Genomic DNA, 20,710 nt, shown 5'->3' with positions numbered 1-20,710 from the left:
TCCGGGGGTTGCTGTCACGTTGGCTGAGGTCTCGAAAAGGCCAGGCTGCGATTAGGTGGAGGCGGGCGCTGCCGCCTGAGGTCGCACCGGAAACCCGCGCTTCGCGCGGCCCTAAAGTTCGAACATCAACTACCAGCAGCACCCGCACAATGGCAGAAGAACCCTGACCGGCCGCCCTACTTTCTTGTCGATGCCGAGTTTGAACAGCAGACCGCACTCATCCGCACCCGCACACCCACACATCAGCCAAAGGGGCAATGCCTTAGGCGGCATTGCAGCAAGGCGTCGCCCGAGCAGGCGCGTCTCACCGTCCAACCGGAAGTCTTCGCCCACCTCATCACCTGTGTGAAGCGCGGCGATCTAGATCTGTAGAGGCGAGGCTCGGGCCGGACGTCATTCGAGCGAGCCGTACCTGAGTTCTAACGTGCTGCACTGACCAGGAAGACGGCGATGCCAGGAAGACGGCGATGCCAGGAAGACGGCGATGCAAGTAAGATCACCCACCCACTCGTCGAACGTTCTGAGGGAGCGGAATCAGTGGACGAGCACGGGGACATGGGTGTGCGGCAGGAGTTTCATGACGCCTCGGGGCCCGATGACGCTTGGCTCTCGCCGCGGCTGCAGATGGCCTTCCGGCCCGCGGTGTCGCCTATCGGCGACCCGGTCGCCAAACTGGGCGGGCAACCGGTGTGGCTGGAGGAGCCTTGCTGGCCGTCTTCCAGCGCGTACGGCACTCCCATGAAGTTCGTCGGGCAGTTCCCGGTTCCGGGCGATGAGCAGCGGATGGCCTACCTGTTCGTCACCGACGATGACGGCACCGCGCCCTCTTTCGCACCCGAGGACGGGGAGAACGCTCTGCTCCTCCAGCCCGGCGGCCGGATCCCCGAATTCCTGACCGTCACCGACGCGAAGACCGGCCCCTCCCTGTGGCGACGCGGCGCGAGCTGGGACGAGCGTGTGCCGGTCGAGTTGCGCATCGAAACTTCCCTGCTGGATCCGGCGGAGGAAGAGGTCCTGGAGGAGGAGATCGTCTGCTGGGAAGCCGAACGCGCCGGTGAGTACATCGAACTCCCGGAAACCGACGTCTTCCCGCCGCGCAGTTACGTCGGCGGTAGACCCAGCTTCTGGCAGCCCCGGATAGAGGTGCCGCCACCATGGCGATTCTTCTTCCAGCTCCACGGCCAGGAGGGCTGGGGCGGCGAGCCGTACGCTCTGAACTTCGGCGGCGGCACCGGCTACGCCTTCCTCAGCCCCGACGGCCCCGACGGCCGCGAGGGCCGCTTCTACTGGGACTGCCCGTGATCGGCGGGTGCTCTGGCCATGGCGTGGGGAACAGGTACTGGTAGTCCAGGTGGGTGCCGGCCCAGGAGACGCGGGCGTCGATCAAGCGGGTGAGTTTGTAGCCCGCCGGCGTGAAGCCGTGGCCGCGCCAGAAGGCGTCGCTCACCAGGTTCGCCGATGACCATTCGGCGCCGCATGCCCTGAAGCCGCGATCGGCCGCCCAGCTCACCACGCCGGACAGCAGCGCGGTGCCCACTCCCTTGGACCGGGTGGACGCGGTCACCACGGCGATGCCGATCGTCGCCGTGGAGAGGTACCGGTTGTCCGCACCCGCCCGCATCATCCCCGTGAGGCGTCCCTGCTCCTCGGCGACCAGGAGCAGGTGGTCCTCATCGGTGAGGGCGGCCTGGAAGTCGTCCTCGATGGCACGGAGGTCGACGAGCGCAGGACGAAGGGCCGGCGCCCGAGCGTGAAACTGCTGCAGTTCCACGGTCAGCCTGAGCAGGTCCTTCATGTCCCCGGCATCGGCCTCGCGCAACAGGACGTCCCGCACGGTCCGGATCGGTGACACCGGCCGCAGGCCCTTGATCTGGTCGACGCCGAAGCCGAGCTCGAACAGGCAGGTGACGACGTCGTGGTGGGCGGCGGAGACGGCGACGGTGTGCTCGAATCCGCCCAGGTCGGTAAGCGGGCCGGCGAGGGCCCCGTAGAGGCGGCGGTAGATCTCACGTTTCCCGCGCTGCGCGCAGGCGTGCTGGTGGATGCGGATCCGTGAGAGCTGGTGGTCGTGGCGGTCCGCGAGCGTGGCCGCCATGAAGCCGAGGAGCGTGCCGTCTTCCACCGCGGCCACGGCCGGCCCGGTGCCCTGCCACGCTTCCACCAGGCGACGGGCTGCTTCCGCATCGCTCAGATCCAGCCTGGCCCCGGCCTCGCCCGCGGGTTGGTGGTCGGCGGCGAGCAGCACGGCCGCGGCTTCCACGAAACGTGTGTCGAACGGAACGACATCCAAGCCCATAACGACATCCAGGCCCATCCAGTTCTTCCTGCCTGGCCGTTCCGCGGATTCCAGGGGACGTGGATCTTGCCGCACGGCAGGTCGGCCAGGTCGGCCAGGTCGGCCAGGTCGGCCATCCTGCCCGAACCGCCACACAAGATCACGCAACCACACCAAGATAGATCAACTTTCGAACGGAGGGCGTTGGGGGTGCGGGGGGCGGAGCTTGCCCGGCGGCGCGTTTGGAGATGGTGCCGGTGCGGTCAGGTGAAGGCCCAGCCGAGTTGCCCGTCGTAGCGCTGGTTTTCACACTTGGGGTCGGTGGAGACGAAGTGGTCGCCGTTGGCGGGGACCAGGCATCGATGGAGTGGGACGGTGCCGGGATAGGCCTGGGTGTGGATGTGGCCGACGGGGCCGAGGGGGCGTTGGTTCTCGCAGCGGGGGTCTCGGGTGAGGAGGTTGTGGCCGCCGACGGCGCATTCGTACAGGGGTGCGGTGCCGCGGGACGGGTTGCGCAGGAGCCGCCAGGATGCCTCGGTGGTGAAGCCGGGTGGGAGCAGGCGGGAGGAGGCCCAGTGGCCGCGGGTGGGGTGGTAGCCGCGGGTCAGGCGTGTGTAGGGCAGGGTTTCGAAGCCGCAGGAGAGTTTGGGCGGGGTGAGGTCGGTGCGGTTGGCCAGGGCCCAGGTGGTCCAGGCGGGTTTGGCGGTGCCGTCGGGGTTGCGCAGGCCCAGGGCCAGGCCGCCGGCGACCTCGTCGGGGTGGTCGCGCATGCGGTGGTAGACGTAGTTGCTGATGCCGGGGGTGGCGAGCACGTTGCGGAAGGAGTCGCAGACGGCGGTGGCCTGGCGTTGGGGTGTGGAGGGCGTGGTGGAGTTGAGGCCGCTTTCGGTGAGCTGGACGTCCCAGGCGTGGGGCCGGTCGGGGTAGGTGGCGTGCAGCCAGCCGGACAGGGCGCCGATGTTGCCGTAGGTGACGTAGGGGTGGTCGTCGGGGCTTGAGGTGGGATCACGCAGGTTCTTGGGGTAGGGGTGGAAGGCGACGCGCCATTCCCGTTCACCGGCTCGGGACGCCAGGCCGCGCAGGACGTTCTCGCCGGCGAGGGTGGCGTCGGGGGCGGTCGGGCGTTGCAGGGCCGCGCCGAACTGGTGGTCCAGGGAGATGAGGACCTTGGCGGTCGGCTGTTCGGCGGCGACGCGGTCGTAGGCGGCGTTGTGGTTGTCGCTGATCTCCTTGAGCCAGGTGGCGGTGTCGCAGGGGGTGCCCTGGCCGCAGCCGATGTCGAACCAGACGTTGCTGTTGACCTCGTTGAAGATGACGAAGTCGGCGACGCGGCCGTGGCCGTGCTGGCCGTCGTAGCGCTGGGCGAGCATGCCGGCGAAGCGGCCGTAGTCGGCGGGGTCGTTGGGGGTGCAGAAGATGTCGAATCCGGGTGCCGCGGGCGAGCAGGCCTTGCCGGTTCGTGCCCAGGCGGGCACTCCGTAGGCGACGCCGGTGACGACCAGGCCGCGGGCGGTGTAGTCGGCGATCTCGGCGTCGACCTGGGCGGGGATCTGGAAGCAGTGGCCGTCGTAGGTCTGCTCGCCGGCGGCGCAGGGTGCGACCTTGCGGGTCGGCTGCCAGTGCGCCCAGACCAGGTTGACCGCGACGCCGCCGGTGTTGTTGCCGGCGACCTCGGCACGGTCGGGCCAGAAGTCGGGCTGGAGCGCCTTGATCCGGTAGTCGCCACGCTCGGGATAGGGCAGCGGGGCCGCGGTGGCCCCGGGCGAGGAAGCCGCGACGAGCCCGGGTGGCGGCGCCGCGGCGGCCCAGGTCACCGGTGCTACTGCGGCCAGGACCGCCATCACTCCGGCGACCAGGATCGTCAGGCGTCGGACGCGGGCCCGGCCCGCCTCGTACGGCCGGCTCATTGCACTGCCTTCACGTAGCCCAGCGGGAACTCCTGGCGGGCGCCCTCACACCCGGCGTCGGTGGAGTCGAAGTGTTCGACGGTGCCCTCCACGGTGCAGCGGTAGATCCGCACCGACGGGACGCCCGGCGGTGGCTGGTCCCAGATGAAGCCCATGAGGCCGAGGTTCTGACGGCCTTCGCAGCCGGACTCCACCGAGGTGAACGCGTCGGTGCCGATCTGGCACGAGTACAGCGGCCTCGTTCCGGACTCCTGGGTGGCGGCCAGGTATCCCCACGTCCATTCGTGGCGGTAGCCGGCCGGGAAGACGCCGTTGCCGGTGCGGTGGTCCGAGCCGCGCATGGTGCGGTGCAGCAGCGTCGTGGCCACCACGTACCCGAGCGGCATCTCGGCCTGGTGCTCGCCGCAGGCCGAGTCGAGCGAGTCGAAGTGCTCGGTGCCGGCCGCGGTGATGCACCGGTACAGCTGGGCGGACGGAACGCCCTGCGGCGGCGCGGTGTAGATGAAGCCGAGCACGCCCAGCTTCTTCTGCCCCTCACACGTCTCCGACTTCGACGAGAAGCCCTCCCCGTTGATCTCGCACGAGTAGAGGGGCACCGTGCCGGGCATCTGCACCTGCGGCAGCGTGCCGAGCGTCACCTGCGGCTGGTAGCCCGACGCCACGCTCGCCGTGGCCGAACGCAGCTCGCCGCCCTTGGTGTAGCGGGTCAGCTCCGCCTGGGCGACGACGTAGCCGAGCCGGAACTCCTTGGTGTGGCCCTCGCAGGTCTCGCTGAGCGACTCGAAGTGCTCGCCCAGGTTCGGGCCCGCGGTCTTGACGGTGCACCGGTAGATCGCCGCCGCCGGACGTCCCTGCGGCGGGGTCTTGTAGATGTACCCCAGCCTTCCGATCTTCGTCTGGTTCTCGCAGGTGTCGGTCACCGAGGTGAACGTGTCGTCGTTCATCCGGCACGCGTAGAGGGCCTGGGTGCCGGACACGGCGGTCTGCGCCAGCGTGCCGAACACCCACTCGGGGCGGTACCCGGCCGGGACCCGCCCGGTGGTCGTGTGGTGGTCCTTGCCGTTGAAGTAGCGGGTCAGCGTGCCGTAGGTCGGGCCGCGGTTGGCGACGCCGTGCGCGATCGGGTCGACCGAGGCCTGGTTCACCGTTACGGAGCCACCGCATCCGCTCTCGGCCGGGCACTGCCCCGCCAGGTCGGCCTCGCCGCCGCGGGTCCGGAACAGGGTGCCGGTCTCCACCGCCCGCAGGTTCGTCCCGTCCACCGGGTTGCGGTGCATGTGCTCGCGGACGTCGATCGTCCACTGCGTGATGTCGACCGGCGTGCCGCAGCCGGGCGCGCAGTTCGACAACCACAGCGGCGCGCCACCCGCGAACTTGTAAACGGACCCCGTCTCGGTCCGCACGGTCGCGTTGTCTGCCGGAACGGGCCGCATGTGATCCAGGTTCGCGACGCTGGCGCCGCTGATCCTGGTCACGGTGTCGCAGCCGATCTCGCAACTGGACAGCCGCAACGGCGCACCACCGGCGAACACGAACGCCTGATTCGCCTCGGTCACGATCGTCGTGCCGTCGTCCGGCACCGCGTTCATGTGATCGAGCATCACGATGCTGCCCGCCGACACCGACACCGGCTTCCCGCACCCGACGTCACAGGACGCGAGCCGGATCGGGGCGCCACCGGCGAATTTGAAGATGTTCCCCGCCTCGTCCCTCATCGTCGCGCCGTTGGACGGCCGGTGACGCATGTGGTCGCCCTTGACGATGCTGCCCGCCGAGATCCCCACCGGATTCCCGCACCCACCCGCGATGTCGCACGTGGTCAGATGGATCGGCGCCCCACCCACGAACCGGAAGACGTTCCCCGCCTCGTCCTTCGCCGTCGCACCATCGACGGGCATCGAACGCATGTGGTCGTAGTTGACGATGCTCCACGCCGTGATCGGCACCGGTGTCCCGCACCCGCCCGCGATGTTGCACGTGGTCAGGTGGATGGGGGCACCGCCCACGAACTTGAAGACGTTCCCCGCCTCGTCCTTGGCCGTCGCACCGTCGGCGGGCACCCGACGCATGTGGTCGTTGTTGACGATGCTGCCCGCCGTGATCGCCACCGGGCTGCCGCATCCCACGCTGCAACTGGACAGGTGGATCGGCGCTCCGCCCACGAACTTGAACACGTTCCCCGCCTCGTCCTTGGCGGTCGAGGCGTCCCGCGGCACCGCCGGACCCGCGTTGATCACCGCCTGCGTGGTCGGCCGGGGATTCGGGCACAGGCCGTTCTCGCAGCTGGTCAGCCAAATGGGGGCTCCGCCCACCATCTTGTAGACCCGCCTGGTGTCCGAGGTGATCAGCACAGTGCCGTCCGCCAGCCCGTGCACCGAGGTCACCGGCGCCGGACCGGGCGCGGGAATCTCCGGCGGCGCCGGTCTCCCCTGCCCCACCAGCCCCATCATCAGGTTGGCGAAATACTCACTGGTGCGTTCGGGATAACTCGTCGACCCGCAGCAGACCTGATAGCCCTTGCTGTGCACCCGGCTGTTGAAAAGCGCCACCACCGCGTTCCAGAGCACGCTCGAACTGGACGCGTTGCAGACCGGGTCCTCGACGATGCAGATGTCCATCGCCTTCCGCTGGATCGCGCCGGGAAGCTCGACGTTTCCGAGCATCCCGTGGCCGTTGGCATGGCCGCCCCCGCCGTTCTCCCGGACCGCGTACCCGTACCGAAAGATCGATCCGCCGTTGGACGCTCTGATCGGGTCGGCGAGCAGCATCACCGCACCGATGTTGTTCTCGAGAACGGCGGGCGTGTACTGCTCCAGCCGCTGCATGACGTAGTTGATGACCAGCGAGCCCTGCGAATAGCCGGCCAGCCCGATCCTGGTGTTCGGGCACGTCCGGACGGTGTCGTAGATGCCCTGCTCCAGCGAGGAGACACCGGCCAGCACCGACGCCCACCACAAGACGACGTTATACGTGGGTGTAGCCGGGTAGTCGAGCGTCTTCTGGTGCGTATGCCCGTTCCCGGGCATCCGGCCGAGAATGTCCCGGATGTAGGGAGTCAGCCGCTCCCCCACGCGGTACGGTCCGTCCTTCTCCTCGCCCGATCCCCGCGCACCGACGACCAGGAACGCCGGGCAGTCCTCTGCCGCCGCCACCTTGACCGTCCCGCCGAAGTCACCCCCCGTAGCCGAGGACGCGGTCACGGTCACAGTCGCGGTCGCGGTCGCGGTCGCGACAACGCCAGCCGAGCCGGCAGCCGCCGCCGGCGCCGTGACGCCCTGCGGAGCAGCGGCGGCCAGCGGAGCGGCAACACCCTGCGGAACGGCGGCGGCCGCATCCACGGATACCGCGAACGACCCCAGAAGAACGATCGCTAACGCGCCGGTGCAGTGCCGCAGCCGGCCGATCCAGTCTCTGCTCACGACCGAGCCCTTCCGCCGGCCTGCCATCAGGGGCCGTCAGGTCTAAGTGATCACCGAATTCCCCTCAGAGTGCAGCCGGCGATCAGCCCTGTCGTTAGCGCAGAGTGAACACCTCTTTCCTCAGGGCGCACTACTGCCACCGAGTTTCATCACCCATGAAGCACAGCGATCTGGAGCAGCCCGGGGCCGAGGGCGTGGGGGTGGGGGTGGGGGTGGGGGTGTGAGCTTAGGGAGGGGTCTGTGGTGTGGCCTGGCAGGCGGCATGGGTGAGAGGGCCGCCCCGGGAGGTGGGGGCGGCCCTCTCGTGGGGAGTTGGTCAGGCGACGGCTTCTACGGGTTCGGGGGTGGGGGGCGGGGTGTCCTGGTGGTCGAACTGGGTGCGGTAGAGCTCGGTGTAGCGGCCGCCCTCGGCGAGGAGGGCCTCGTGGGTGCCTCGTTCGACGATGCGGCCGGACTCGACGACGAGGATCTGGTCGGCGGCGCGGACGGTGGAGAGGCGGTGGGCGATCACTATGGCGGTGCGGCCGGCGAGGGCCTCGGAGAGGGCCTCCTGGACGGCGGCCTCGGAGGTCGAGTCGAGGTGCGCGGTGGCCTCGTCGAGGATGACCACGCGGGGGCGGGCCAGGAGGAGGCGGGCGATGGTGAGGCGCTGGCGTTCGCCGCCGGAGAGGCGGTAGCCGCGCTCGCCGACGACGGTGTCGAGGCCGTCGGGGAGGGACGCGATCAGGTCGTCGAGGCGGGCTCGGCGGAGGACGTCCCAGATGTCGTCGTCGGTGGCCTCGGGGCGGGCCAGCAGGAGGTTGGCCCGGATGGACTCGTGGAAGAGGTGGCCGTCCTGGGTGACCATGCCGAGGGTGTCGCGGATCTCCTGGAAGCTCAGGTCGCGGACGTCGACGCCGGCGAGGCGGACGGCGCCGGCGTCGGCGTCGTAGAGGCGCGGGAGGAGCTGGGCGATGGTGGACTTGCCGGCGCCGGAGGAGCCGACGAGGGCGATCATCTGGCCGGGCTCGGCCTTGAACGAGACGTCGTGCAGGACGTCGACGCCGCCCCGGGTGTCGAGGCTGGCGACCTCTTCGAGGGAGGCCAGCGAGACCTTGTCGGCGGACGGGTAGGCGAAGGTGACGTCGTCGAACTCGACGGAGACGGCCCCGGCGGGAACGGTCTTGGTCTCGGGCTTCTCGGCGACCAGGGGCTTGAGGTCCAGGACCTCGAAGACGCGCTCGAAGCTGACCAGGGCGCTCATCACCTCGACGCGGGCGCTGGCCAGGGCGGTGAGCGGCGCGTAGAGGCGGATCAGCAGGAACGACATGGCGACGACGGCACCGGCCTCGAGACCGCCGTTGAGGGAGAGGTAGCCGCCCAGGCCGTAGACCAGGGCGAGGGCGAGGGCCGAGACGACGGTGAGCGCGGTGATGAAGACGTACTGCACCATCGCGGTGCGGACCCCGATGTCGCGGACGCGGCGGGCGCGGTCGGCGAACTCCTCGGACTCGCGGGCGGGACGCCCGAAGAGCTTGACGAGGGTCGCGCCGGGGGCGGAGAAACGTTCGGTCATCTGGGTGCTCATGGCCGAGTCGTGCATGGCGGCCTCGCGCTGGAGGCGGGCCAGGCGTGAGCCCATGCGGCGGGCGGGCAGGACGAAGACCGGGAGCAGGATGAGGGCCAGGACGGTGATCTGCCAGGAGATGCCCAGCATGACGATCAGCGTGAGGATCAGCGTCACGAGGTTGCCGACCACGCCGGAGAGGGTGTCGCTGAAGGCCCGCTGAGCACCGATGACGTCGTTGTTGAGGCGGCTGACGAGGGCGCCGGTGCGGGTGCGGGTGAAGAACGCGACGGGCATGCGCTGGACGTGGTCGAAGACGGCGGTGCGCAGGTCGAGGATCAGGCCCTCACCGATGCTGGCCGAAAACCAGCGGTTGAGCAGCGCCAGGCCGCCCTCGGCGAGCGCGATGATCGCGATGATCACGGCCAGCCAGACCACGGTGGACGTGGACGCGCCCTTGACGATCTCGTCGACCACGCGTCCGGCCAGGACCGGCGTGGCCACGGCGAGCACCGCGGTCACAACGCTGAGCAGCAGGAACCAGACCAGCTGACCGCGGTGCGGACGGGCGAATCTCGCGATGCGCTTCAACGTGGCCTTGGAGAACGGCCGCTTGTCGTCCTGCGCGTTCATCGCGTGGTGGAGGGACATCCACGCGGTCACTTCCATATCCATCGCACACCGTCACTTTCGAAATCAGGCCGCCTTCGGGCGTCCATCAGCAGGATGCGACCTCAACAAAGGTTGAGGTCAAATCCCGCCACCTTGAGCGTCTCTCACAGGTCTGACATTTTCGCTCGACGAAACTCATCGGCCGGCCGGTAAGCGTACGTCGTACACCTAAGACTGTAGGCGTAGGGCGTACGCTGTCAAACGGGTTAGCCTCACGATCATGGGCATCGACATCGACCGCGTCCGCGCCGAGACCCCGGGCTGCGCCGGCGTGGTCCACCTCAACAACGCGGGTGCCGCGCTCCCCCCTCGCGCGGTGATGGACGCCGTGGCGGCACAGCTCGAACTCGAGACGATGATCGGCGGGTACGAGGCGGCCGAACGGAACGCCGCGGCCATCGAACGTTTCTACGGCGCGGTCGCGAACCTGATCGGGGCCCGGCCCGACGAGATCGCGTACGTGGAGAACGCGACCCGGGCCTGGGACATGGCGTTCTACGCGATCCCGTTCGAGGCCGGCGACCGGATCCTGACCACGACGAGCGAGTACGCCAGCAACGCGATCGCCTACCAGCAGGTCGCGCGGGCCCGCGGGGCGACCGTCGAGGTCGTTCCCGACGACGAGCACGGGCAGATCTCGCTGGAGGCGCTGGCGGCCGAACTGGCCAGGGGCCGCGTACGGCTCGTGTCGATCAACCACATCCCCACGCACAACGGGCTGATCAACCCCGCCGCCGAGGTCGGGCGGCTGGCCCGCGAGGCGGGGTCGCTCTACCTGCTGGACGCCTGCCAGTCGGTGGGGCAGCTTCCGGTCGACGTGGACACGATCGGATGCGACATGTTGTCGGCGACCGGGCGCAAGTTCCTGCGCGGGCCGCGCGGCACGGGTTTCCTGTACGTACGGCGGGACGTGGTCGAACGGCTGGAGCCGCCGTTGCTCGACCTGCACTCCGCCGAGTGGACGGGGCCCTCCACCTACGAGATCCGTGATGACGCGCGGCGGTTCGAGACGTGGGAACGCTATATGGCCGGGCAGGTGGGGCTCGGCGTGGCGGCGGACTACGCCGCCGCCCTCGGCATCGAGGCGATCGAGGAACGGGTGCTCGGACTGGCCTCACGGTTGCGCGGCGAGCTCGCCGCCCGCCCCGGCGTCCGGATCCTCGACCGGGGCGAGCGGCTCTCCGCGCTCGTCTCGTTCACGATGGACGGGCACGAGTCCGCCGCGATCAAGCAGGCGCTGCACGAGAAGGGCGTGAACGTCAGCGTGACCGACGGCGGCCACCAGCGGTTCGACCCGCATGCCGCCCGCGCGGCCGTCCGCGCCTCGGTGCACTACTACAACACCGAGGACGAGCTCGACCGCTTCCTCTCCGCCCTCCCCTAGAAGCACCCCTGATGAGGGGGCTACTTGTTGAAGGGGGCGAGCAGGCGGCCGGCGGACGCCTCGTTGATCGCCAGGCGGTTGGGGTCGGTCGGATGCGGCCGTACCGGGAGGGTGGCGAAACGAACGGCGCCCGGCCCGGTGCGCTCCAGGCTCCTGGCGAGATCCTGCATCGTCCCGAGGTCGAGCGGCCCGGCGGTGTCGATCGAGGCGGCGGCGGCCTTGATGAACGCGGCCAACCGGAGCGGGCTCGTGGTCTGGAGGTTCTTGGCGCGGCGCACCATGGCGGCCATGAACCGCTGCTGCCGCTCGATCCGGTCGAGGTCGGAGCCGTCGCCGAGGCCGTGCCGGACGCGCACGTACGCCAGCGCCATGTCCCCCCTGATCAGGTGCCGTCCGGCGGCGAGGCGCAGCCCGGACCCGGGGTCGTTCACCGCTCTGGGCAGCACGACCTCCACGCCTCCGAGCGCGTTCACCATGTGCTTGAAGCCGCCGAAGTCGATCGCCAGGGTGGCGTCGATCCGTACCCGGGTGAGCAGTTCGACCGCCTTCGTCGCGCAGCTCAGGCCACCGATCGTGAACGCGCTGTTGATCAAGCCGGTGCTCCGCGGGGCCGTCTGCCCCGAGGCGGTGCGGCAGGCGGGCAGCGTCGTCATCACGTCGCGCGGGACGCTGACGGCGGTGATCTTCTTGCGGTCGGCGGGCAGATGCAGCAGGACGATCGTGTCCGAACGCGCCTCCACGGCGCCGCCGCGGGTGTCCGAGCCGAGCACCAGGACGTTGAGGGCCCTGGCCGCGGACGCGGGCCCGGTGGAGTCGCCGCCCGTCGCCGGGGTTCCGCCCTTCTCGCGTCCCAGCAGCGCGGTCGGCACGAGGATCAGCGCGGCCGTCACCGCCGCCACCACGCCGATCAGGAGCCGGCCGCGGGGACGTACACCCCTGCTGGACGCACGGCCCGCGCCCGCGCCCGTGGCCGCCTCGGTGAGGCGCCGGCGCTGCCGGACGAGCGTGGCCGGCGGCCCGTGGCCGAGGTCACGGCCGAGGTCACGGTCGAGGTCACGGCCGAGGTCGCGGATCAGGTCGAGGTCGTCGTCCATGGTCACGCCTCCTCGTTGTCGTTCATCGGGTTGGTGTCGCCGAGCACGGCGCGCACCTTGCGGCGGGCCCGGTTGAGCCGGGAGCGGACGGTGCCGACGGGTATGCCGAGCGCCTGCGCCACCTCCTCGTACGCGAGATCGCCCCAGGCCACGAGCAGCAGCACGTCCCGGTCCCGCCGGGGCAGCCCGGCCAGCGCCTCGGCCAGCAGCGGGCGCGACGCCGACGCCGTCACCCCGGACGCGACCCGGTCGGCCGGGCCCTCGACGTGCCCGTCGACCGGGCTGCGGAGCAGCGCCCGGTAACGCGCCGCCTCCGTCCGGTGGTGCCGGGAGACGAGCTTGGTGACGATCCCGAACAACCACGGCCGGGCGTCGGGGCGGCCGAGGTCGTAGCGGTCCCGGCGGCTGAACGCGACGAGGAACGTCTCGCCGACCAGGTCTTCGGCCACTTCGGACCCCAGCCGTTTCGACACGTAGCGGTACAACATCCCGCTGTAACGGTCGAACAGCGCGGCGAACACCTCCGGATCGCTGAGCGAACGTTCGATCAGGTCGGCGTCGGTCGCCGTCGCGGACACGACGGGCAGGCCGGTTCTGGCACCGGTGAGGGGTGCGGTCATCGCGGGCACCATGGCATGAAGACCGGCTTTCTCGATCCGCCGGGGGGCGGGTCTGCGGGCTCGTACGCCGATGTATCGCCACGACCCCCGATCCGGGTTCACGCGGGCCGCATGATCCGGGTCGCGCCACGACTTCGCAAAGACTCGATCTTCCCCGTGGATCGTTCCGCCGAGGACGGGAAAGACACCGATCATGAACGCCACCGGCCCGCGCGCGGATGCCCTCGTCCTGTTCGGCATCACCGGCGACCTCGCCAAGAAGATGTTGCTGCCCGCGCTCTACCGGCTGACCGAGCGCGGTGAACTCGACGTTCCGGTCATCGGCGTCGCCAAGTCCGACTGGGACGACGAGGCGCTGCGGGCGCACGCGCGCGAGGCGATCGCGGACGTCTACGAGGTCGACGACGAGGTCTTCGCCCGGCTGGCGGGACTGCTGACGATGATGGGCGGCGACTACCAGGACGGCGCGACGTTCTCCCGGCTGCGCGACGCGGCCAGGGGCCACGGCTTCCTGTCGCACTACCTGGCGATCCCGCCGTCGCTGTTCGCGACCGTGGCCGAGGGGCTGGCCGGGGTCGGGCTGAACGAGAACGCCCGGCTGGTGGTGGAGAAGCCGTTCGGCCACGACCTGGCCTCGGCCCGCTCGCTCAACACCGAGCTGCAGAAGTACTTCGACGAGGACCACCTGCTGCGCGTCGACCACTTCCTGGGCAGCGAGCCGGTCGACGGGCTGATGATCGCGCGGTTCGCCAACACGCTGCTCGAACCGCTGTGGAACCGGTCGTACGTCGACAACGTGCAGATCTCGCTCTCCGAGGACTTCGACGTCGCCGACCGCGGCTCGTTCTACGACTCGGTCGGCGCGCTGCGCGACGTCGTCCAGAACCACATCCTCCAGGTCCTCGCGTACCTGATCATGGACCCGCCGGCCAAGGCGGCGGCCGAGGAGTGGCTGAACGAGAAGGACCGCGCGCTGAGCGCGGTGCGCGCGATCGACCCGGCCGACGTGGTGCGCGGGCAGTACGCCGGCTACCAGGACGTGGAGGGCGTCAAGCCCGGCTCCACCACCGAGACCTTCATCGCCCTCAAGCTCCTCATCGACAACTGGCGGTGGGAGGGCGTGCCGTTCTACATCCGGTCCGGCAAGTGCATGGCGGTCTCGTCCACCGAGGTCATCGTCGAGCTGCGGAAGCCGCCGGTGACGCTCTTCCGGACCGCCGAGGGCGAGGCGCCGCCCAACCTGATCCGGTTCCGGCTCGAACCCAAGGCCGGGATGACGTTCGACCTGCTGGTCGAGCGGCCCGGCAACGAGGACAAGCCCGTCCCGGTGCCGGTCTCGGTCGACTTCTCGGACGTGCTCGGCCCGGGTGAGATGCCGTACGAGCACATCCTGAACGGCGCGATCACCGGCGACCCCGAGCTGTTCACCCGGTTCGACCTGGTCGAGGAGTCGTGGCGGATCGTCCAGGACATCCTCGACTCGCCGGACGCGCCCGCGCCGTACGAGCGCGGCACCGACGGCCCGCCCGCCGCCGACCGGCTGCCGGGCCCGAACGGCTGGCACGTCCTGGAAGGCGTCCGCGACAGGTGACCCCGATCCTGGTCGCCTGCCTGGCCGTCTTCGGCGCGGGCGCGACCGCCGTACCGGCGGCGCTGCTGGCGCACCGGTACGTTCCGCGGCGGGCACGGCACGAGCTCGGCACGTACGGCGGGCTCGTCTCCGGCATCGCGCTGGGGCTCTTCATGTTGTCGGTCGGCGCGGTCGCCGCCTACGCCCTCATGGACCTGGACGCGGGCGAGGCGAGCACGACCCGCGAGGCCAGCGCGGTGACCGAGGCCTACTGGTACGCGCACTCGGTGGGCGGCCAGGAGGGCCTCCAGATGCGGGGGCTGCTCCGCGAGTACGTGACGGAGGTGACCAACGTGGAATGGCCGTTCATGGCCACGGCCGGGGACCTCACCGACCGCGGCTGGACGCTGGTCGACGACCTCCGGTACCGGATCGAGATCGCCGCGCCCAAGCCGCAGGGCCCGGCCGAACGGTACTCCCGCGTGCTCGGCACCATGACCGACATCGCCTCCGCGCGCCGCGACCGGCAGAGCCTGGCGGGCTCGTACGTCCCCGCGATGCTCTGGGCCGCCCTCATCACCAGCGGCCTCCTGGTCGCCGTCCTGCCGATCGTCCGCGGGAACCCGAGCCCGGTCACCCGGGCCACCCTCGCCTTCGTCTCGACCTCCGCGGTCGCCTTCGTGATCGTCATCGCGTACCAGCTCAACGGCCCTTTCCAGGGTGTGATCAGCGTCCCGCCCACCGCGTTCGAACGCGCCGCCCAGGGTTTCGACTCCATCGACGCGCACTGGGCCCGGCATCCTTAATGATCACTAATGCGTAACCACGTGAACTTTCGGGCTAAGCTGCGCATCCTCAAAGGTGCACGGGGGTCGCCGGCGAGGCCGCTCCGCCCGCCTGTCCCGGAACAGCCGTCGAGGAGGTCGTCGCGGTGAGTGAAACCCGGCATGAGCCGGGGTCTGCGGACATGCCCGCCGACCCGGACCGCGCGGACACAGCGGAGTTCCCCGTGCCCGCCTCACCGGCCCCGGAGCCACCCACCCCCGCCGACGACACAGACCCGGCCACCTCCAGCCCCGAGTCCGAGGCTGAGGCTGAGGCTGAGGCCACATCCGAGGCCGAGGCACAGCCCGAACCCACGGCCAAGCCCGAACCGCAGCCCGAGCCCGTGTTTGAGTCCGAGGCCCAGCCCGAGCCCTTGGCTGAATCCGAGGCACAGCCCGAACCGCAGCCTAAGGCCCAAGCGCAGCCCGAGCCCCTGGCTGAATCCGACACACAGCCCGAGCCGGTGGCTCAGGCCGGGGCACAGCCCGAGCCGGTGGCTCAGGCCGAGGCACAACCCGAGCCCGTGGCTCAGGCCGAGGCACAGCCCGAGCCGGTGGCTCAGGCCGAGGCACAACCCGAGCCCGTGGCTCAGGCCGAGGCACAACCCGAGCCCCGCGCTGAGTCCGAGGCACAACCCGCCGCCAAGGCCGGGCTCGCTGCCGAAGCAGCGGCCCAGCGCGCGGCGCAGCCCGCTGCCAAGGCCGAGCCCGTCGCTGAGGCAGACGCCCAGCCCACGCCCAAGGCCACGCCGCCGACCACCCCCCTCGCCGAGGCCACGCCCAAGGCCGACCCCGCCCAGACCGAGCCCGCCCAGACCGAGCCCGCCCAGACCGAGCCCGCCCAGACCCAGCCCGCAGCGCGCCCCACAACCCGGCCTGAGCCTGCGACGCCCCCCACAGCCCAGGGCGAGCCCGCAGCGCCGACCACGGCCAAGGCTGACGCGCAAGGCGGCGAGAGCACCGGCGCCACCAACGCGGAAGGCGCAGACCAGGCCGAGGCCACCACCGCAGAAACCGCCGCGGACGACGACGACGCGGCCTCCGTGAATCGCATCACGTCGGTCCTGGGCTCCACGTCCGGCTCGTCCACCACGCAGGAGGACCTGCCGACCCGCAAGCGCCCACAGGCCGAGCAGCCCTCCCAAGACTCCCCCGCGCCCAAGGATCAGGGCCCTTGGGCAGTGTCCTTCCCCGGCGGCGTCAGCTTCTCTGAACAGCCGCCCACCCCCAGCCCCGAGCAACGGCCCACCCCACAAGACCGATCCGCATCACGGGACCGGCCGGCACCCCCGTCCGCCCCGAGTCCAGAGGCCCGGCCCCCAGCCCAGGCGCCAGGGCAGAAGCCGACCTCAGCTGGATCACAGGAAACGTCCGCACCGCGGCAACGGCCGGCTCCACAAGATCGGCCCGCGCCAGAGGACCAGCCCGGACAGCAGGGCCAGCCCGAATCACAGAGCCAGCCCGAATCACAGAGCCAGCCCCCGCCACCGGCAGCGGCCCCCTCGCCACAGAGCCCACCGGCGCCACGGACCTCACCCGCACAGCACGACCAGCGCGCTTCGCAGGACCAGCCCGCCACACAAGGACGGCCTGCGCCAGAAGACCAGCGCGCACCGCGGGAATGGCGGGCGTCATCACAAGGCGCCGCCGCAGAAGCCCAGCGCGCATCACAAGGCCAGCCCCCGTCAGAGGGCCAGGGCGCACCGCATGACCGGTCGACACCACAGGAGCGGCCCGCAGGCCAGGCCCGGCCTGTGCCACCAGCGGCACCGCGCCCGGCGGGCAAGCCAGACCAAGAAGCAGAGCCGGCATCGCCCGCGGCACCGACGGCGTCTCACTCACCGCAGGCACCACCGGCGCCACGAACCTCACCCGCGCAGCACCGACCGTCCGCGTCGAAGGACGCGCCCACCTCGCAGGGACGGCCCGCAGCGCACGACCAGCGCGCACAACACGACCAGCCCGCCGCACAAGAACGCCCTGCGCCAGAGGGCCAGCGCACACAACGGGAATGGCGGGCGTCATCACAGGGCGCCGCCGCAGAAGCCCAGCGCGCACAACACGACCGGCCTGCCCCGCAGGAACGCACTGCGCCAGACGGCCAGCCCACGCCTCAGGACCAGCGCGCACGACAAGATCAGCCCACGCCTCAAGACCAGCGCACGTCACAAGACCAGCGCACGTCACAAGACCAGCGCACGTCACAAGACCAGCGCACACCACAAGACCAGCGCGCACCACAAGACCAGCGCGCACCACAAGACCAGCGCGCACCACAAGACCAGCGCGCGTCGCAGGACCAGCGCGCGTCGCAGGAACGGCCCGTATCGCAGGGCCAGCCCGTGCCGGACGGCCAGCGTGCACCGCACGAATGGCCGACACCACCAGAGCGGCGCGCGCCACAAGGCCGGCCCACGGCAGAGGGCCGGCCCACGCCCCAGGACCAGCGGGGGCTGCGCGAGCGGCCGGGAGCGCAGGGGCGGCCCGGGGAGCCGGGGCAGCCTGGGGGGTTGTCGCCTTGGCCGGAGCGAGAGGGCGGGGCGAGGGAGCCGGCCGCCTGGCATGAGGCGGAGCCTGCCGCTACGACGCAGACGGACATTCCGATGCGGTCCGCGGCGCCGACGGTGGAGACGCCTGGCCATCGTTCGCCGACGCCGACGCCGACGCCGACGCCCAAGCCCGAATGGCAGATGCCGGCGCCTCCGGCGCAGTCGTCCAGGGACTCCGGTCAGTGGACCGTGCAGTCGTGGTCGCAGGACACCGAGCAGCGGCCCGACTCGGCGCAGAGGCCGTACGTTCAGCAGCAGGAGTTCCCGCAGTACCAGGGGTACGCCCAGCAGGAGGCGGAGGCTGCGCCGCAGCCGTACGTGGAGGACGCGGAGGCGGAGTCTCCGAAGAGGAAGAAGCGGCGCGGGTGGCTGATCGCGCTGGTCGTGGTCGTCCTGCTCGCGGGCGGGGCGGTGGCGGGTCAGCTGTTGCGGCCGCTGCCCAAGCCGACGGTGGCGTTGACGTTGCCGGCGGCGAGCCACACGTTCGCGGGGGCCAAGCCGTCGCTGGCGTGGCCGGCCAACGGGCAGTCGGTGATCTACGTTGACGGCATCGGGACGATGGGCGCGGCCGGTGGCTCGGTGCCGATCCCGACGGCGAGCGTCGCCAAGGTGATGACGGCGTACGTGTTCCTCAAGAGCCATCCGCTGCAGTCGGGCGAGGACGGCCCCACCTACACGGTGTCGCAGCAGGCCGCGGCGCGGCTGCCGGCGCAGAAGCAGCGGGGCGAGTCGCTGCTCGAGGTGACCGCGGGCCAGCGGCTGACCGAGCGCAAGGCGCTCGAGGCGCTGATGATCATCTCGGCGAACGACGTGGCGCACGAGCTGGCGCGCTGGGACGCCGGGAACCCGCAGGCGTTCGTCCAGAAGATGAACGCCGCCGCCCAGGAGCTGGGCATGACCAGCACGCGGTACACCGACCCGAGCGGCTACCAGTCGACGACCGTGAGCACGGCCGCCGACCAGGTCAAGCTGCTGCGCGCGGCGATGAAGATCCCGGCGTTCGCCGAGATCGTCAACCAGCGCACGTTCATGCCCAGCGACGGCGGCCAGCCGCGGACCGGCGGCAACATCCTGCTCGGGCAGCTGGGCGTGGTGGGCGGCAAGACCGGCTACACGGACGCGGCGGGCGGCAACTTCATCTTCGCGGCGCGCAAGCGGGTCGGCTCGGTCAGCACCCTGATCGTCGGCGCGGTGATGGGGCAGCGGTCGCCGAGCGCCATGGGCGCGATCGACGCGGCCAAGAACCTGGTGGCCGGCGCGGAGCAGGCGCTCGTCGCGACCACGCTGGCCCCGGCCGGGACGAAGGTCGCCGAGGTCGACGACGGCCTGGGCGGCATCACGCCGCTGAACGCCAAGACGCCGCTCACCGTCGTCGGCTGGGCCGGGCTCACCGTTCCGGTGAAGCTCAAGGCGACGGCGCCGCACGAGGCCGCGTCCGGGGAACGGCTCGGCACGGTGTCGGCGGGCCCCGCCAAGGCCCAGCTGGTGCTGGGGACCGCGCTGGACGAGCCGTCGATCACGACGCGGCTCACCCGCCTCACCGATTAGGCCGTGCGGCGGGGGCCCTCCAGGGTGATGACCTCCGCCGGACGTTCGGAGGGGGCGGTGAGCCAGACCGTGAGGACCATCTCCATTTCGAGGCGGGTCTCGGGGTCGTAGAGCTTGTCGCCGAAGAGCTCCTCCAGCTGGTGCAGCCGGTAGCGCACCGTCTGCGGATGGACGTGCAGGCGGGTGGCGACCTCGGTGGCGTTGAAGCCGCTCTGAAGACAGGCCAGGAGCGTGCGCGCGAGCCGTTCGCGGTGGCGCGGCCGGACGGTGCGGAGGGGCGCCAGGCGCAGGTCGGCGACGGCGCGCACGAGTTCCTCGTCCTTGAAGACGACGAGGGTCGGCATGTGGTCCGCGCAGCGGATCAGGTCGTCGGACGGCAGTATGCCGCGCCGCGCGAGCGGGAGCGCCTCCCGGGCCCAGCGCAGCGACCTGGCCGCGTCCTCGGTACGGACCGTCGGGCCCATCGCGGCGACCCAGTCGCGCAGCGCCGAGTCCAGGAGGCGGCCGCGGCCCGGCCCCTCCGGGTCGGGCACGACCAGGCAGGGCTCGCGCCGGTTGACGTCGGCGAGCACGTCCGGCGGCAGGGAGGGGTGCGAGAACGGGTGCTGCCCGCGTTCGTACAGCACGACGGCGGCCACGGTACGCGGCACGCGCCACTGGGCGAGCCTGGCGAGGTCGGTGATCGCCTGCGGGGACGCGGGCGGCTCGGCCAGCAGCATGTCGAGGAGGCGCCGGCGGCGGTGTTCGAGTTCTCCGGCCTCCTGCTCGCGCGCCTTGGTGTAGCCCTCGGTCGCGGCCCGCGCGATCTCGTCCAGGAACGCGAAGATGGCCTCGGCGATGCTGGCCAGCGTGCGGCGCGAGACGTTCATCTGCTCGGACTCGGCGGCCAGCCGCCGCCACGCCACCCGCGCGCCCAGCCGCAGCGTGCCCTGGAGCACGTCGAGGTTGCGGCCCTCCCGGGCCTCGGCCCAGCCGATCTCCCGGTAGACCGCGGCGACGGGCTCCCACGAGGCGTTCGGGTCCACGATCAGGTCCACGAACTGCCGCAGCGCGCCCTCGACGGCCAGCCGCACCAGCCGCGCGTACTCCTCGTCCTGCGGCCGGTCGTACTCCGGGATGCCGGCCAGGATCTCGTCGATCATCTCTTCGGCCAGCTCACCGAGGTGGGGCCGGAAGATGTCGCTCAGCTCGCCGGGAACTCCCGCCCAGGGTTTCAGGGGTGAGCTCTCCTCCTCGGCGGCAGTGGTCACCGTTCGCACCTCCCACCCCCAGGGATACGAGAATCCGGGGGGTCCTCCGGAA

12 protein-coding genes are annotated in these 20,710 nt (G+C 70.9%); 5 read left to right on the top strand and 7 right to left on the bottom strand.

Translation table 11 applies throughout. The annotated features are described in order from the left end of the window. Positions 1–537: 537 nt before the first annotated feature. Positions 538–1,302 (top strand): hypothetical protein, encoded by a 765-nt coding sequence (locus ABZ810_RS08290; protein ID WP_358400833.1) that lies wholly within the window; start codon positions 538–540, stop codon positions 1,300–1,302. Here the strand turns inward: ABZ810_RS08290 and ABZ810_RS08285 are convergent. The 4 genes from ABZ810_RS08285 to ABZ810_RS08270 all read right to left on the bottom strand — a co-directional run bounded on the left by ABZ810_RS08285 (position 1,247) and on the right by ABZ810_RS08270 (position 9,822). Then, complete coding sequence (locus ABZ810_RS08285; protein WP_358400830.1) at positions 1,247–2,314, bottom strand: GNAT family N-acetyltransferase; 1,068 nt, start codon at positions 2,312–2,314, stop codon at positions 1,247–1,249. The two genes, ABZ810_RS08290 and ABZ810_RS08285, sit on opposite strands and share 56 nt — an antisense overlap. 224 nt (positions 2,315–2,538) lie before the next feature. Then, positions 2,539–4,182: a DUF5722 domain-containing protein gene (locus tag ABZ810_RS08280; protein ID WP_358400829.1), complete on the bottom strand. Its 1,644-nt coding sequence runs from the start codon at positions 4,180–4,182 to the stop codon at positions 2,539–2,541. Beyond that, positions 4,179–7,382: a cutinase family protein gene (locus ABZ810_RS08275; RefSeq protein WP_358400827.1), complete on the bottom strand. Its 3,204-nt coding sequence runs from the start codon at positions 7,380–7,382 to the stop codon at positions 4,179–4,181. Before ABZ810_RS08275 ends, ABZ810_RS08280 begins: the two co-directional genes overlap by 4 nt. Before the next feature lie 535 nt (positions 7,383–7,917). After that, complete coding sequence (locus ABZ810_RS08270; RefSeq protein ID WP_358400825.1) at positions 7,918–9,822, bottom strand: ABC transporter ATP-binding protein; 1,905 nt, start codon at positions 9,820–9,822, stop codon at positions 7,918–7,920. A gap of 217 nt (positions 9,823–10,039) precedes the next feature. On the opposite strand from ABZ810_RS08270, the gene ABZ810_RS08265 reads away from it, so the two are divergent. Next, positions 10,040–11,203, top strand: a complete 1,164-nt coding sequence (locus ABZ810_RS08265) for an aminotransferase class V-fold PLP-dependent enzyme (RefSeq protein ID WP_358400822.1) — start codon at positions 10,040–10,042, stop codon at positions 11,201–11,203. Positions 11,204–11,223: 20 nt separating this feature from the next. Here the strand turns inward: ABZ810_RS08265 and ABZ810_RS08260 are convergent, their stop codons facing one another. Both ABZ810_RS08260 and ABZ810_RS08255 read right to left on the bottom strand, forming a co-directional pair. Further along, positions 11,224–12,297, bottom strand: coding sequence for an LCP family protein (locus tag ABZ810_RS08260; protein ID WP_358400821.1), 1,074 nt, complete (start codon positions 12,295–12,297; stop codon positions 11,224–11,226). A gap of 2 nt (positions 12,298–12,299) precedes the next feature. Further along, complete coding sequence (locus ABZ810_RS08255; RefSeq protein WP_358400819.1) at positions 12,300–12,917, bottom strand: RNA polymerase sigma factor; 618 nt, start codon at positions 12,915–12,917, stop codon at positions 12,300–12,302. A 193-nt stretch (positions 12,918–13,110) separates the two neighbouring features. Between ABZ810_RS08255 and zwf the strand changes: the two genes are divergently transcribed. The 3 genes from zwf (at position 13,111) to ABZ810_RS08240 (ending at position 19,408) form a co-directional block, all read left to right on the top strand. Then, complete coding sequence (gene zwf, locus ABZ810_RS08250; protein ID WP_358400818.1) at positions 13,111–14,508, top strand: glucose-6-phosphate dehydrogenase; 1,398 nt, start codon at positions 13,111–13,113, stop codon at positions 14,506–14,508. Beyond that, positions 14,505–15,293 (top strand): hypothetical protein, encoded by a 789-nt coding sequence (locus ABZ810_RS08245; RefSeq protein ID WP_358400816.1) that lies wholly within the window; start codon positions 14,505–14,507, stop codon positions 15,291–15,293. Before zwf ends, ABZ810_RS08245 begins: the two co-directional genes overlap by 4 nt. Positions 15,294–17,914: 2,621 nt before the next feature. Further along, on the top strand, positions 17,915–19,408 hold the full coding sequence (locus ABZ810_RS08240; protein ID WP_358400814.1) for a D-alanyl-D-alanine carboxypeptidase: 1,494 nt from the start codon (positions 17,915–17,917) through the stop codon (positions 19,406–19,408). Here ABZ810_RS08240 and ABZ810_RS08235 read toward each other — a convergent pair. Further along, the gene (locus tag ABZ810_RS08235; protein ID WP_358400812.1) at positions 19,405–20,658 is read right to left on the bottom strand and encodes a helix-turn-helix domain-containing protein; all 1,254 of its coding nucleotides are present in this window, start codon (positions 20,656–20,658) and stop codon (positions 19,405–19,407) included. The genes ABZ810_RS08240 and ABZ810_RS08235 overlap by 4 nt on opposite strands. Between the last annotated feature and the right edge of the window lie 52 nt (positions 20,659–20,710).

Origin of the sequence: Spirillospora sp. NPDC047279, from assembly GCF_040643285.1 — a bacterium.
Classification (GTDB): Bacteria; Actinomycetota; Actinomycetes; order Streptosporangiales; family Streptosporangiaceae; genus Spirillospora.
Note: the sequence above shows the minus strand (reverse complement) of the source record. Positions and strands in the feature narration are given on the sequence as shown.

Coding starts and splice junctions, on each gene's coding strand:
- ABZ810_RS08285 (WP_358400830.1), bottom strand. CDS start 2,314: ATGGGCCTGGATGTCGTTATGGGCTTGGATGTCGTTCCGTTCGACACA.
- ABZ810_RS08280 (WP_358400829.1), bottom strand. CDS start 4,182: ATGAGCCGGCCGTACGAGGCGGGCCGGGCCCGCGTCCGACGCCTGACG.
- ABZ810_RS08270 (WP_358400825.1), bottom strand. CDS start 9,822: ATGGATATGGAAGTGACCGCGTGGATGTCCCTCCACCACGCGATGAAC.
- ABZ810_RS08265 (WP_358400822.1), top strand. CDS start 10,040: ATGGGCATCGACATCGACCGCGTCCGCGCCGAGACCCCGGGCTGCGCC.
- ABZ810_RS08260 (WP_358400821.1), bottom strand. CDS start 12,297: ATGGACGACGACCTCGACCTGATCCGCGACCTCGGCCGTGACCTCGAC.
- ABZ810_RS08255 (WP_358400819.1), bottom strand. CDS start 12,917: ATGACCGCACCCCTCACCGGTGCCAGAACCGGCCTGCCCGTCGTGTCC.
- zwf (WP_358400818.1), top strand. CDS start 13,111: ATGAACGCCACCGGCCCGCGCGCGGATGCCCTCGTCCTGTTCGGCATC.
- ABZ810_RS08240 (WP_358400814.1), top strand. CDS start 17,915: ATGCGGTCCGCGGCGCCGACGGTGGAGACGCCTGGCCATCGTTCGCCG.